This window comes from Microbacterium sp. E-13, assembly GCF_049912955.1.
GTDB lineage: Bacteria > Actinomycetota > Actinomycetes > Actinomycetales > Microbacteriaceae > Microbacterium.
The window spans coordinates 2,270,078-2,283,667 of the sequence record NZ_CP183973.1 but is presented as its reverse complement, the minus strand read 5'-3'; the positions used below and the strand labels follow the sequence as shown (position 1 = coordinate 2,283,667).

Sequence of the window (13,590 nt, the reverse complement as noted above, 5' to 3'; positions counted from 1 at the left end):
GCGTCGAGTTCTTCCAGGAGTCCTGGGGGCTCACCATCGACGGCATCGCGGCCCGCGAGACGTGGTCGTTCTTCAGCACGTTCCTGCCCGGCGACCGGCCATGGGCGCTCGTGAAGCAGGGGGCGACGCAGGCCACCAACTGGCGCGTGCTCGCCGCGCAGCACCTGCTGCGCGCTCGGGGAGCCGGCATCGCGGCCGACGGGTCGTTCGGCCCGCTCAGCGGGCAGGCCGTCAGCGCCTTCCAGCAGACGCTGCGGGCGGTGGAGATCTCGACGACACTCGGTCAGCTGGACTGGCCGAGCCTGATCATGACGGTGAAGCAGGGCGACGGCCCTGCGGGGCCGGAGGGCGAGGCTGTCCGCGCGCTCCAGACCCTTCTTGCCGGGCTGACCGTCGACGGCGACTTCGGCCCGCTGACGGACGCCGCGGTGCGGGAGTTCCAGCAGCTGTTCGCGCCGCCCGCCGACGGCATCGCGGGCCCGGAGACCTGGCACACCCTCATGCTGCGGCTCTTCGAGTGACCGCCTGCGTCGTCCCGCTCCGGGCCGGACTACGCTGGAACGCGTGACGACCGGCCGCGACGACGACGCCCTCACGTGGGACGGCGACGACGATCCCACGCTCGACCTCGGCGCCTCCGCCGCTGACGACGCCGTTCCTGATGCAGGCGAACGGGCCGGTGGCGCCACGGCGCCGACCGACCGGCTGCCCGCGGGGTTCACCGCTGTCGGCAAGGGCAGCGACGCGCTCTCGCCGGCGGCGGCGCAGGATGGGGCATCCGCCGCCGCCCACGGCTCGGCCGACGAAGGCAGCGTCACGGCCGAGCGGGAGCCGATGGGCAACGGCACTCTCGTCGCCCTCGGCGTGCTGGGCGGCGTGTACGCGATCTTCGCGATCGGCTGGCTGATCGGCGGTCTGCGTCTCCAGGGTCGTGCGCAGTACCTCGTGCTCGACGTCATGTACCAGGGCAGTCTGTGGCTGGCCGTGCTGGCCCCCGTGCTGTGGTTCACGACGACCCTCCTCCTCACCCGGCGTTCGCGCGCCTGGCTGCGGTTCACCTGGCTCGCGGCGGGCGTCGTGCTCCTGCTGCCCTGGCCCTTCGTGATGATCGGGGCGGTCGGACAATGAGCGGGAACGTGACGGATGCTGCACCCCCTGCCGCGAAGAAGGGCCGGACGCCCACCTGGCTCGTGGCGACGATCTCCGGCATCGCGGGCCTCTTCTACGCCTACGCCGTCTGGAACGCGATCGGCAACCTCGTCGCGACGCTGGACGTCTTCGGCGGCGCGGGGCTGACGCTCAACGCCCTGGGCTGGTTCATCTGGATCTTCGCGGCGGTCTTCCCGCTGGTCGTCTGGGGAGCGTCCTTCGCCATCGGCTACCGACGCGCACCTCACGAGCTCCTGCTGGTGATGCTCACGGGGCTCGCGCTGGTCGCGGTCTTCTGGCTCAACGTGGTGGCGTACACCACGCTGAACTCGGCGTCCTTCCTCGGCTGAGCACGGAGGGACCCCCCCCGGCCGGCGGACCTGGCCGTCACACGGTCCGTGGTGCCTGGGGGCTCGCGGTAGGCTGGCACAGGCCTCGCCCCCCGACGGCGTGCGGCGCGGCATCCGGTCTCCGACCTCTGCTCCGCCTCGCGCGATCGCGCACCGCCCCCGAAGGAACCACCCGTGCCGAAGCCTGTCGTCCTCATCGCCGAAGAGCTGTCTCCCGCCACGATCGACGCCCTCGGTCCCGACTTCGACGTGCGCAGCGTCGACGGCACCGACCGGCCGGCACTGCTCTCCGCGCTCGCCGACGCGAACGCGGTCCTCATCCGTTCGGCGACGAAGATCGACGCCGAGGCGATCGCCGCCGCTCCGGTGCTGAAGGTCGTCGCCCGGGCCGGCGTCGGCCTCGACAACGTCGACATCAAGACGGCGACCACGGCCGGCGTCATGGTCGTCAATGCGCCGACGTCGAACATCATCTCGGCGGCCGAGCTCACCGTCGGTCACATCCTGAGCCTCGCGCGCCGCATCCCGGCCGCACACGCCTCGCTGGCGGGCGGCGCCTGGAAGCGCAGCTCCTACACGGGCACCGAGCTCTTCGAGAAGACGGTCGGGATCATCGGCCTCGGTCGCATCGGCGCGCTGATCACCGCGCGCCTGCAGGCGTTCGACGTGCGAGTGATCGCGTACGACCCGTACGTCACCAGCGCGCGGGCTCAGCAGCTGGGCGTGCAGCTCGTCACGCTCGACGAGCTGCTCGAGCAGAGCGACTTCATCACGATCCACATGCCGAAGACGCCCGAGACGACCGGGATGATCGGCACCGACCAGTTCCGTCGGATGAAGCGGTCCGCCTACGTCGTGAACGTCGCCCGCGGCGGCCTCATCGACGAGGAGGCGCTGTTCAAGGCGCTCACCACCGGCGAGATCGCCGGTGCGGGCCTCGACGTCTTCACCACCGAGCCGCCCGTCGAGGGCGGATCGGCTCGCATGCTCCTCGACCTCCCGAACGTCGTGGTCACGCCGCACCTCGGCGCCTCGACCGAGGAGGCGCAGGAGAAGGCCGGCGTCTCGGTGGCGCGGTCGGTGCGTCTCGCCCTCGGCGGCGAACTCGTGCCCGACGCCGTCAACGTCGCGGGCGGCGTCATCGACCCGTATGTGCGACCGGGCATCCCGCTGGTCGAGAAGCTCGGCCAGATCTTCTCCGCCCTCGCGCGTTCGCCTCTCACCAGCCTCGACGTCGAAGTGCACGGCGAACTGCAGGGCTACGACGTGAGCGTGCTCAAGCTTGCCGCGCTCAAGGGCGTCTTCACGAATATCGTTAGCGAGACCGTCTCGTACGTGAACGCGCCCCTGCTCGCCGAACAGCGCGGCGTCGACGTGCGTCTCCTCGTCGACGACGACAGCCCCGAGTACCGCAACGTCATCACGCTGCGCGGTGCCCTCTCCGACGGATCCCAGCTCGCGATCTCGGGCACGCTCACCGGCACCAAGCAGGTCGAGAAGCTCGTCGGCATCAACGACTACGCGATCGAGCTGCCGATCGAGACGAACCACATCGTCATGCTCTACACCGACCGCCCGGGCATCGTGGCGGTCTACGGCCAGAAGTTCGGGGATGCCGGCATCAACATCGCGGGAATGCAGATCGCGCGTCAGGCGGCGGGCGGCCAGGCGCTCTCGGTGCTCACCGTCGACTCGCCGGTGGACGACGAGCTGCTCGACGAGGTGAGCTCGGCCATCCAGGCCGACCTGTTCCGCCAGATCGAGATCACCGAGTCCTGATTCATCGCGGAGTGTGCCGCGCGGCGCCTGTTCAGCTCCGCGCGGCGCGTTCCACGAGCGCCACGAGCGCATCCAAGGCTGCGCCCCGCGGCACAGGGCCGGGGATCGATCCGCCGGACAGTGCGTTGTTGAAGTAGAGGCCGTCGCTCACGAGCATGACGAGGTCGAGCGCGGTGGCGTCCTTGGTGTGCGGTTCGAGAACGGCCGCCCAGTCGTCGCGGATCTGACGCAGTGCCTCGCTCGCCGTCGTATCTCCCCCCTGCGCGAGGCGCGAGGTGGCGAGGATCGCGCGGTCGATCGGATCGTTGGCCATCACCGACGTCCGCAGGAAGTAGGCGATCGGCCCCTCGGGCGCCGCGGCCATGAGGTCGACGTCCTGCTTCACCAACGACCGCAGTCGTTCGAGCAACGCCGCCTGGAGCGACTCCTTCGTGCCGAAATGGTAGAGCAGGCCTCCCTTCGACACGCCTGCCGCCTTGGCGGTGGCATCCATCGTGGCCGCGCGCTCGCCCTCGTCGATGAGGATCTGCTCGAAGGCGTCGAGAACCTTCTCGCGGGCGAGGGGAGGGCGGCTCATGGCCTCGATAGTATCGACAGCGAGCGCGCCATCCTGATACTATACCGGCTGGACGGTATAGAAATGATGACACTCACGCAGGAACTCTCACTCGCCGACGCGCAAGCCCGCAGAGTCGGATGGCGCGGCTGGGCGGCGCTCGTCGTACTGATGCTCCCGGTGCTCCTGGTCTCGGTCGACAACACGGTGCTGAGCTTCGCGCTGCCGTCGATCGCGCTCGAGCTCGGGCCGTCGAGCGCTCAGCAGCTGTGGATCATCGACGCGTACCCGCTCGTGCTCGCCGGGCTCCTCGTGACCATGGGCACGCTCGGCGACCGGTTCGGACGTCGACGGATGCTGCTCATCGGCGCCACCGGCTTCGCCGCGGTCTCCGTGCTCGCCGCGTTCGCCCCGAGCGCCGCATGGCTCATCGCGGCACGTGCCGCGATGGGAGTCTTCGGCGCGATGCTCATGCCGTCGACGCTTTCGCTGCTGCGCAGCATCTTCACCGATCGCAACCAGCGTCGGCTGGCGATCGCCGTGTGGGCGGCCATGTTCTCGGCGGGTGCCGCTCTCGGCCCCATCGTCGGGGGCCTCCTGCTCGAGCACTTCGCGTGGGGTTCGGTGTTCTTGCTGTCGGTGCCCGTGCTCATCCCGCTGCTGGTGCTCGCTCCGCTTCTCGTGCCTGAGAGCCGCGACCCGAAGCCGGGGCGTATCGACGGGCCAGGCATCGCGCTGTCGATGGCGACGATGATCCCGGTCGTCTTCGGCATCAAGGAGCTCGCGGTGCACGGCTTCGTCGTCGCGGCGTGGCTGCCGATCCTGATCGGGCTCGGTTTCGGCGTGGTCTTCGTACGACGGCAGCTTCGCGCGGCGACGCCCATGCTCGACATGCGCCTGTTCCGCCTCGGCTCCTTCAGCGGAGCGCTGCTGGTGAACCTGCTCAGTGTCATCGCGCTGGTCGGCTTCCTGTTCTTCGTCGCGCAGCACCTCCAGCTGATCGCGGGCCTCTCGCCCATGGAATCGGGCCTCGTGCTCGTCCCCGGCCTCGCGATGATGATCATCGCCGGGCTGGCCGTCGTGCCGATCGCCAAGAGGTGGCCTGCCCGGGTCGTCGTGCCCGGGGCACTCGTCTTCTCGCTCGCCGGCTACGTGACCGTCGCCTTGGCGACCGGGCCGGAGAGCATCGGCGTGCTGGCCGTGGCCTTCGTCTCCCTGGGGATGGGCATCGGCGCCGCCGAGACCGTGTCCAACGAACTCGTGCTCTCGAGCGCGCCCCCGGCGAAGGCCGGTGCGGCGAGCGCCGTCTCCGAGACGGCGTACGAGCTCGGCGCCGTGCTCGGCACGACAGTGCTGGGCGGCATCCTCACGGCGCTCTACCGCACGAATCTCGTCGTGCCCGACGGCGTGCCGGATGCTGCCGCCGCGGCCGCCTCCGAGACGCTGGCGGGTGCCGTGCACGCGGCCGACACCATCGGCGGCACGACGGGGGCCGCGCTCTTCGAGGCGGCCGCGACGGCATTCGACCAGGGCGTGACGGTGACGGCACTCATCGGAGCGGCGCTCGTCGTCGTCGCGGGGGTCATCGCGGCCACTACCCTGGGAGGGTCCCGCCAGAAGTCGTAGGAGCAGCATGTCGCGTGTCGTGAAACTGGCCGTCATCCCGGGTGACGGCATTGGTCCGGAGGTCATCGCCGAGGCGGAGAAGGTGCTCGAGGCGGTGACTGCGGGAAGCGGCATCCGATTCGAGAAGACGCAGTTCTCGCTCGGCGCCGCGCGATTCCTCGAGACCGGCGACACCCTCACGAGCGACGACCTCGAACAGATCAAGTCGCACGACGCGATCCTGCTGGGGGCCGTCGGGGGAGTGCCCGGCGACCCGCGCCTGAAGAACGCGAACATCGAGCGGGGGCTGCTGCTGAAGCTCCGGTTCGAGCTCGACCACTACGTGAACCTGCGGCCGTCGAAGCTCTATCCGGGCGTTCCCGGGCCGCTCGCCCACCCCGGCGACATCGACTTCGTCGTCGTCCGCGAGGGGACGGAGGGACCATACGTGGGCAACGGCGGCTCCATCCGCACGGGTACACCGCACGAGGTCGCCAACGAGACGTCGGTGAACACCGCCTTCGGCGTCGAGCGCGTGGTGCGCTACGCGTTCGACCTCGCCGAGCGCCGCTCGAAGCGGGTGACGCTCGTGCACAAGACGAACGTGCTCGTGCACGCCGGCGGCATCTGGAAGCGCCTCGTCGACGAGGTGGCGCTGGAGCACCCGAACGTGACCGTAGACTATGTGCACGTCGACGCGGCCACCATCTATCTGGTCACGAACCCGGGTCGTTTCGATGTCATCGTCACCGACAACCTCTTCGGCGACATCCTCACGGACCTGGCCGGCGCCGTCACCGGTGGCATCGGCCTCGCAGCCTCGGGCAACATCAATCCCGACGGCGCGTTCCCTTCGATGTTCGAGCCCGTGCACGGTTCGGCGCCCGACATCGCAGGACAGCAGAAGGCCGACCCCACGGCCGCGATCCTCTCCGTGTCGCTGCTGCTCGACCACCTCGGGCTGCCCGATGAGGCACAGCGGGTCACCACCGCGGTGGAGGACGACATCGCGAGCCGGGGGACGGCGTCCCGTACCACCGCGCAGATCGGCGACGCGATCGCCCGACGCCTCCAGGCGTAACCTGGAATCGGCACAGCGCCGCCCACTCTCGCGGAGCGATCCGCATGAAAGCACAGGCCGTCATGACCCTCATCGATTCCGACCCCGATACCGGGCTCGCCCCGCTCGAGTTCACCGTCCACCGCAACCTGCAGGCGAAGACGCCGGAGCAGCGCGAGGAGATCCTCGCCAGCCCGGGCTTCGGCACCAGCTTCACCGACCACATGGTCGAGATCTGCTGGTCGACGGGCGGCGGATGGCATCGCCCGCGCGTGCAGCCGTACGGACCGCTGTCGCTCGACCCGGCAGCGGCCGTGCTGCACTATGGCCAGGAGATCTTCGAGGGCATCAAGGCGTACCGTCACGCGGACGGCTCCGTCCACACGTTCCGCCCCGACCAGAACGGCCGCCGCCTGCAACGTTCCGCTCGCCGCCTGGCGCTGCCGGAGCTTCCGGTGTCGTACTTCATCCAGTCACTGCGCGAGCTCATCGCCGTCGACGGGGACTGGGTGCCGTCGGGTGACGACCAGAGCCTGTACCTGCGGCCCTTCATGTTCGCCAAGGAGGCGTTCCTCGGAGTGCGCCCGGCGCACAAGGTGGCGTACTACGTCATCGCCTCGCCCGCCGGCGCCTACTTCAAGGGCGGCGTGCAGCCGGTGTCGATCTGGCTCAGCGAGGACTACGCGCGCGCCGGCAAGGGCGGCACGGGAGCGGCCAAGACCGGCGGCAACTACGCCGCCAGCCTCCTTCCCCAGTCCGAGGCGTACGAGAACGAGTGCGACCAGGTGGTCTTCCTCGACCAGGACCGCAACGTCGAGGAGCTCGGCGGCATGAACGTGGTCTTCGTGTACAAGGACGGCACCCTCGTGACGCCGCAGTCCGACTCCATCCTCGAGGGGATCACGCGCGACTCGATCCTGCAGCTCGCCCGCGACCGCGGCCACAAGGTCGAGGGGCGTGCGGTCTCGTTCGACGAGTGGCGCCAGGGCGTGGCATCCGGCGACATCGTCGAGGTGTTCGCGTGCGGCACCGCCGCCGTCGTCACGCCGATCGGCCTGCTCAAGGGCAAGGACTTCGTCGACGAGCAGCCGACGGGCGAGCTCGCCCTGTCGCTTCGCGAAGAGCTCACCGACATCCAGTACGGCCGCCGTGAAGACAAGCACGGCTGGCTGCTGCGCCTCGACGGCTGACCCCTCTGCGGGGATGCGAGAGCGGACGGATGCTGCGGCATCCGTCCGCTCTCTTCGTCGGTGCTTCTCGCTAGGCTTGCCGGGTGAGGATCGCGCGCTTCAGCCATAACGACGCCATTCGATTCGGGATCGTGGACGAGGGGGAGCTCGTCGTCCTCGCGGGCGATCCGATGTTCGCCGGCTACGAGACGACCGGCGAGCGGGTTCCGCTGGCGGACGTCGCGCTGCTGGCTCCCGTCATCCCCCGGTCGAAGATCGTGGCGGTCGGGCGCAACTACCGCGACCATGCCGCCGAGCTCGGCAACGAGGTGCCCGCGGCGCCCATGCTGTTCTTCAAGCCGAACACGTCGGTGATCGGGCCCGGCGACGCGGTGGTGCTCCCGAAGGGCTCCGACTTCATCAGCTTCGAAGGCGAGCTGGCAGCCGTGATCGGCCGCATCGCCAAGAACGTCGCACCCGAGAACGCGCTCGACTACGTCTTCGGCTACACCATCGCCAACGACCTCACGGCGCGCGACTGGCAGAAGTCCGACGGCCAGTGGGCGCGGGCCAAGGGCTTCGACACGTCCTGCCCGCTGGGTCCGGCGATCGAGACGGACTTCGACATCGACGGCCCGGCTGTCATCACGACGCGGCTGAACGGCGAGGTGCGCCAGCAGGGCCCGATCAGCGACATGATCTTCTCGCTCGCCGATGTCATCGCCGTCGCGTCCGCCGCGTTCACGCTCCTCCCGGGCGACGTCATCCTCACGGGGACGCCGGCCGGAGTGGGGCAGATCAGTGCCGGAGACACCGTCGAGGTCGAGATCACGGGGCTCGGGATCCTGCGCAACCCAGCCCGCGATGCCTGACACCCAGCCACCGTCGACGGCCGGCTCGGCGCCGGCCGCGGGAGAGGTCGCCCGGGTTCAGCGACGCACCGTGTGGGTGCTGTCGCTCGGGCAGGTGCTGGGCGGCCTCGCGTTCGGCGCGACGCTCTCGCTGGGCGCAGTGCTCGCGGCCGAGCTGTCGGGCGACGACGCGTTCTCGGGGCTCGCTGCCGCCGCGGTGACCTTCGGCACCGCGCTCACGGCGGTGCCGCTGGCCGCCATCGCGCGCCGCAGCGGCCGACGGCGCTCGCTGACGACCGGCATGGCCGTCGCGCTGATCGGCGTCGCGCTCGTCATCGCGGCGATCGCGGTGCGCGCCTTTCCGCTGCTGCTGGTGGGCTTCCTCGTTATCGGCTCGGGACAAGCGGCGAACCTCCAGTCGCGCTTCGCCGCGGCGGATCTGGCGACGGATGCCTCGCGGGGGCGTGACCTGTCGATCGTGGTCTGGGCGACGACGGTCGGCGCGGTGCTCGGTCCCAACCTCACGGGACCCGGTGAGGTCCTCGGCCGCGCGATCGGCATGCCGCCCCTCACCGGCCCCTACGCGTTCACCCTCGTCGCGCAGGGGCTCGCCATCGTCCTCTACCTCGTCGCGATGCGACCCGATCCGCTGCTGCTGGCGCAGCGGGTGGTGGCGTCCGCGCCCGCCGGCAGCCGGCCGATCGCGCGAGGGGACCGGCCGGTCGCCGCACGGTACGCGATCTTCGCGGTGGCCGCGGCGCACGGCACCATGGTGTCGATCATGGCCATGACTCCCGTGCATCTGGCGCATCTGACGCACGCTGCGACGGAGGCGGCGACGCTGTCGATCATCGGCCTCACGATCAGCCTGCACATCGCGGGGATGTATCTGCTGTCGCCGGTGTTCGGCATCCTGGCCGACAAGGTGGGGCGCGTGCCCACGATCCTCGTCGGACAGGCGCTGCTGGCCGCGGCCCTGCTCACGGCCTCGTTCGGGCAGGCCTCCACGACGTCCGTGACTGTGGCGCTCGTGCTCCTGGGCCTCGGATGGAGCGCGACCACCGTGGCGGGATCCACGCTGCTGACCGAATCCTCGTCGGAGGCGCTCCGCACCCGGCGGCAGGGCATCAGCGACTTCACCATGAGCATCGTCGCCGGGCTCGGTGCGATCGCCGCGGGTGCGGTGCTCGGCGGGATCGGCTACGGCGGCCTCGCCCTCGTGGTGCTCGTGCTCGTGGTGGCGTCGGTGCTGCTGTCACCACTCGGCTGGCGGGCATCGGCGCGGTCGGCTGCGCCGGAGCGCATGGCGGACGGCTGACGGCTCGCTCCGGTTCCCGCCCCGGGGCCGCCCGAACTCAGTGACCGAGTGCCGCGAGTGCCAGGTCGACGTCGTCCGCGTCGTTGAAGAGGTGGAAGGCCACCCGCGCGCGGCCCGATCGCCCCGACGCCGTGATGCCGGCAGTCGTCAGGCGCGCCAGCTCGCACCCGTCTGCATCGTCCCAGGTGACGATCGCCGACGCCCGTTCGGGCTGAGCGATGCCGAGACCTTCGCGGAAGGCGGCCGCCAGCCCGGTGGCGTGCGCGTGAAGCTCGTCAGGGTCGAGACCTGCGAACAGCTCGAGCGCCGGCGCCGCGCCCACGAACGCCTGCCACGCAGGCGACACGTCGAACCGCCGGGCACCGGGGGCGAGTTCGGCGCCGCCGCCGTAGCACGACGACCACGGGTCGTCGCCGGCGTACCATCCCGCGTGGATCGGCGACATGCGGTCTGCGAGGCGCTCCGACACGGCGAGGAACGACACACCGCGGGGTGCGCAGAGCCACTTGTAGGCGTGGCAGATCAGGGCGTCGAACGGGGATGCGTCCACGGGGAGCCAGCCGACTGCCTGCGTCGCATCGCACAGCGTGAGCGCGCCGCTCGCGCGCGCGGCGGCGGCGATGGCGGCAGCATCCGCCACTTCGCCCGTCGCGGACTGCACCGCCGAGAAGGCGACGAGCGCCGTGTTCGCCCGTACCTGCCCGGCCAGCTCGCGCAGGGGAGCGGTCCGCACGGTGAGGTCGCGGCCGGAGTGGACGAACGGCAGCACCACGGACGAGAACTCGCCCTCGGGCACGAGCACTTCCGCTCCGACCGGCAGCGCCGCCGCGACGAGCCCGGCCGCGACGGACGTCTGCGAGCCGATCGAGACCCGGTCCGCGCCGACCCCTACGAGCCGGCCGAACAGGGCTCGCGATCTCTCGACCGCGACGCCGTAGGCGGCGAGGTCGGGATGGCCCGCGGCAGAGGCCTCGAGGTCGGCGATCACCGCGCGGCGGGTGCCCCTGCTCGGGATTCCGACCGTGCAGGCGGCGAGATAGTCCCGGCCGCCGTCGAACTCCCGGGCGGCGGCCTCGATCGCGGAGGAGCGGGCGAGTGCGGGCATGATTCCAGGGTGACGCTGCCGAAGTGATAGGTCTAGGCCAGGTGTTTCATGCAAGACATAACAAGCACTTATGATTGCGGCATGGCCGACGCGTACGACGACGACCCGGTCTTCTCGGCGCGGGAACTGCGCGTGGTGAAAGCGGTCGCCGACGCCGGCTCGATCACCCGGGCCGCCGCGGCGCTGGGCTACAGTCAGCCGGCCGTCAGCCAGCAGCTGAAGCGGCTCGAGCAGCGCCTGGGCATCGCCGTCGTGGAGCGCGTCGGACGCAGCGTGCGCCTGACCGACGCCGGCCGCGTGCTCGCCCGTCACGCCCCCGCCGTGACGACGGCGCTGGATGCTGCGGCCGGCGAGCTGGCCGAGCTGCGCGGTCTCCGCGCCGCTCGGGTGCGGCTGATGGCGTTCCCCTCGGCCTCGCCGACGATCGTGCCGCGCCTGCTCGCCGACCTCGCGCAGCGGTATCCGGGAATCTCCCTCACCTATGTGGAGGCGGAGCCGCCCGAAGCGGTCGAGGCAGTGCGCGATGACCGCACCGACATCGCGCTGACCTTCAGCTACCCGGGCGATCGCGACGACCCGCACGGGTCGAGCGCGCGGGGGCTCGCGGTGCACGCGGTCGGCACCGACGACATGCTCGCGGTGCTGCCGGCGGGCCACCCGGCCGCGACGGACGAGGTGCTCGACGTCGCGGACCTCTCCGAGGCCGACTGGATCGCCGGCTGCCCGCGCTGCCGCGGCCACCTGCTCGAACTCTGCGATCGCGCGGGCTTCGCCCCGCGCATCGCGTTCGAGACCGACAACTTCGTCGCCGTGGAGGGTCTCGTCGCGCAGGGCATCGGCGTCGCGACGCTGCCGCGCATGGCGGTCGAGTCGTTCCCGCGGCTGCCCGGGGTCTCGGTGGTGCCGCTGCCGGCGGGGGAGCAGCGCACCATCCACACCGTCACAGCCCGAGGTGCCGACCGCGTCCCCGCCGTCCGGGCGACTCTCGACGCCCTCGCGCGCCTCATTGCGCAGCCGGCCGGCGAGTCCGGTGCGACGGCGTCCGCGAGGGAGGGCCGCCCGGCGGCAGGCAGTTCGCCCGATAAACTGGAGGGCGATGCCTTCTTCGCCTGATCCCCGCACCACCACCGCCACCGGAGCCGACGTCCGCGTTCGCTTCTGCCCGTCGCCGACGGGACTGCCGCACGTCGGTCTCATCCGCACCGTGCTGTTCAACTGGGCGTATGCGCGTCACAACGGCGGCAAGCTGGTGTTCCGGATCGAAGACACCGACGCCGCGCGCGACAGCGAGGAGAGCTACCTGCAGCTGCTCGAGGCGCTCCGCTGGCTGAAGATCGACTGGGACGAGGGCGTCGAGGTGGGCGGCCCGCACGCGCCCTACCGGCAGTCGGAGCGTCACGCCATCTACCGCGAGGTTCTCGACGAGCTCATCGCCGCGGGCGCCGTGTACGAGAGCTACTCGACCGCCGAAGAGATCGACGCGCGCAACGAGGCGAACGGCCGCGCCAAGCAGCTGGGCTACGACAATTTCGACCGCGACCTCACCGACGAGCAGAAGGCCGCGTTCCGTGCCGAAGGCCGGGAGCCCGCGTGGCGCCTGCGGGTGCCCGACGAAGACCTCACATACGTCGATCTCATCCGGGGCGAGGTGACCTTCCCCGCCGGGTCGTTCCCGGACTTCGTGCTCGTGCGCGCGGGCGGCGTGCCGCTGTACCCGTTCGTGAACCCGGTCGACGACGCGCTCATGGGCATCACGCACGTCATCCGCGGAGAAGACCTCATGCCGTCGACGGCTCGGCAGCTCGCGCTTTACAGCGCGTTGGTGGATGCCGGGATCACGACGTTCGTGCCGCGCTTCGGGCACATGCCGCTCGTGCTGGGGGAGGAGGGCAACAAGAAGCTCTCCAAGCGCGATCCCAAGGCCGACCTGTTCCTCCAGCGCCAGAAGGGCTTCATCCACGAGGGCCTGCTCAACTACCTCGCGCTGCTCGGCTGGTCGATCGGTCCCGACCGCGACGTCTTCTCGCTCGAGGAGCTCGTCGCGTCCTTCGACATCGCCGACGTCAACCCCAACCCGGCCCGCTTCGACCAGAAGAAGGCCGAATCGATCAACGGCGACCACATCCGCATGCTGGAGCCCGCCGATTTCGCCGCGCGCCTCGTGCCGTACCTGGCGGCGGCAGGCGTGATCGACGAGACGCCCACGCCGGCTCAGGCTGCGATGCTGGCGGCCGCGGCACCGCTGGTGCAGGAGCGGATGCAGCTGCTCGGCGACGCCCCGGGCCTGCTGGGCTTCCTCTTCACCGACGCGGTGACGTACCAGGACGACGCGGTGGCGTCGCTGCCGTCGAACGCGAACGAGGTGCTCGCCGCATCGGTCGCCGCCCTGGAGCGGGTGCCCGACACGGAGTTCACTGCTGCGGCCGTCCAGGACGCCCTCGCCGCCGCGCTGGTGGCTCCGGTGGAGGACGGCGGACTCGGACTCAAGCCGCGTGTGGCTTACGGCCCGCTGCGCGTCGCGCTCAGTGGCCGCCGTGTGTCGCCGCCGCTCTTCGAGTCGATGGAGCTCCTCGGCAAGACCGCCACGATCCGCCGCCTCGCGGCGCTGCTCGACGCGCGCGGGTGACGGCTCGGTTTGGAGCACGTGC

13 protein-coding genes are annotated in these 13,590 nt (G+C 70.8%); 11 read left to right on the top strand and 2 right to left on the bottom strand.

Annotation, left to right across the window (positions count from 1 at the left end; translation table 11 throughout):
* Positions 1 to 110 precede the first annotated feature (110 nt).
* From ACN9MP_RS10490 to serA, 4 genes are all read left to right on the top strand, one after another.
* On the top strand, positions 111 to 521 hold the full coding sequence (locus ACN9MP_RS10490) for a peptidoglycan-binding domain-containing protein (RefSeq protein WP_426319972.1): 411 nt from the start codon (positions 111 to 113) through the stop codon (positions 519 to 521).
* A gap of 43 nt (positions 522 to 564) precedes the next feature.
* Positions 565 to 1,128, top strand: coding sequence for a DNA polymerase III subunit gamma/tau (locus ACN9MP_RS10485; RefSeq protein WP_426319970.1), 564 nt, complete (start codon positions 565 to 567; stop codon positions 1,126 to 1,128).
* Positions 1,125 to 1,499 (top strand): bacitracin resistance protein, encoded by a 375-nt coding sequence (locus tag ACN9MP_RS10480; protein WP_426319969.1) that lies wholly within the window; start codon positions 1,125 to 1,127, stop codon positions 1,497 to 1,499. The genes ACN9MP_RS10485 and ACN9MP_RS10480 overlap by 4 nt, the downstream gene beginning before the upstream one ends.
* Before the next feature lie 174 nt (positions 1,500 to 1,673).
* Positions 1,674 to 3,278 (top strand): phosphoglycerate dehydrogenase, encoded by a 1,605-nt coding sequence (serA, locus tag ACN9MP_RS10475; protein WP_426319967.1) that lies wholly within the window; start codon positions 1,674 to 1,676, stop codon positions 3,276 to 3,278.
* Positions 3,279 to 3,309: 31 nt separating this feature from the next.
* On the opposite strand, the gene ACN9MP_RS10470 is transcribed toward serA, so the two are convergent.
* Positions 3,310 to 3,855, bottom strand: a complete 546-nt coding sequence (locus tag ACN9MP_RS10470) for a TetR/AcrR family transcriptional regulator (RefSeq protein WP_426319965.1) — start codon at positions 3,853 to 3,855, stop codon at positions 3,310 to 3,312.
* A gap of 63 nt (positions 3,856 to 3,918) precedes the next feature.
* On the opposite strand from ACN9MP_RS10470, the gene ACN9MP_RS10465 reads away from it, so the two are divergent.
* From ACN9MP_RS10465 to ACN9MP_RS10445, 5 genes are all read left to right on the top strand, one after another.
* On the top strand, positions 3,919 to 5,460 hold the full coding sequence (locus tag ACN9MP_RS10465; protein ID WP_426319964.1) for an MFS transporter: 1,542 nt from the start codon (positions 3,919 to 3,921) through the stop codon (positions 5,458 to 5,460).
* Positions 5,461 to 5,467: 7 nt separating this feature from the next.
* Positions 5,468 to 6,520: a 3-isopropylmalate dehydrogenase gene (locus ACN9MP_RS10460; RefSeq protein ID WP_426319963.1), complete on the top strand. Its 1,053-nt coding sequence runs from the start codon at positions 5,468 to 5,470 to the stop codon at positions 6,518 to 6,520.
* A gap of 62 nt (positions 6,521 to 6,582) precedes the next feature.
* Complete coding sequence (locus tag ACN9MP_RS10455) at positions 6,583 to 7,689, top strand: branched-chain amino acid aminotransferase (RefSeq protein ID WP_426325987.1); 1,107 nt, start codon at positions 6,583 to 6,585, stop codon at positions 7,687 to 7,689.
* Positions 7,690 to 7,772: 83 nt separating this feature from the next.
* Positions 7,773 to 8,540: a fumarylacetoacetate hydrolase family protein gene (locus ACN9MP_RS10450; protein ID WP_426319961.1), complete on the top strand. Its 768-nt coding sequence runs from the start codon at positions 7,773 to 7,775 to the stop codon at positions 8,538 to 8,540.
* Positions 8,533 to 9,837 (top strand): MFS transporter, encoded by a 1,305-nt coding sequence (locus tag ACN9MP_RS10445; RefSeq protein WP_426319960.1) that lies wholly within the window; start codon positions 8,533 to 8,535, stop codon positions 9,835 to 9,837. The genes ACN9MP_RS10450 and ACN9MP_RS10445 overlap by 8 nt, the downstream gene beginning before the upstream one ends.
* A gap of 37 nt (positions 9,838 to 9,874) precedes the next feature.
* Here the strand turns inward: ACN9MP_RS10445 and ACN9MP_RS10440 are convergent, their stop codons facing one another.
* On the bottom strand, positions 9,875 to 10,942 hold the full coding sequence (locus tag ACN9MP_RS10440) for an aminotransferase class V-fold PLP-dependent enzyme (RefSeq protein ID WP_426319959.1): 1,068 nt from the start codon (positions 10,940 to 10,942) through the stop codon (positions 9,875 to 9,877).
* An 81-nt stretch (positions 10,943 to 11,023) separates the two neighbouring features.
* Between ACN9MP_RS10440 and ACN9MP_RS10435 the strand changes: the two genes are divergently transcribed.
* Together ACN9MP_RS10435 and gltX are read left to right on the top strand one after the other, a co-directional pair.
* Positions 11,024 to 12,055 (top strand): LysR family transcriptional regulator, encoded by a 1,032-nt coding sequence (locus tag ACN9MP_RS10435; RefSeq protein WP_426319957.1) that lies wholly within the window; start codon positions 11,024 to 11,026, stop codon positions 12,053 to 12,055.
* The gene (gene gltX / locus ACN9MP_RS10430; RefSeq protein WP_426319955.1) at positions 12,039 to 13,568 is read left to right on the top strand and encodes a glutamate--tRNA ligase; all 1,530 of its coding nucleotides are present in this window, start codon (positions 12,039 to 12,041) and stop codon (positions 13,566 to 13,568) included. The genes ACN9MP_RS10435 and gltX overlap by 17 nt, the downstream gene beginning before the upstream one ends.
* The last annotated feature ends 22 nt before the right edge of the window (positions 13,569 to 13,590 follow it).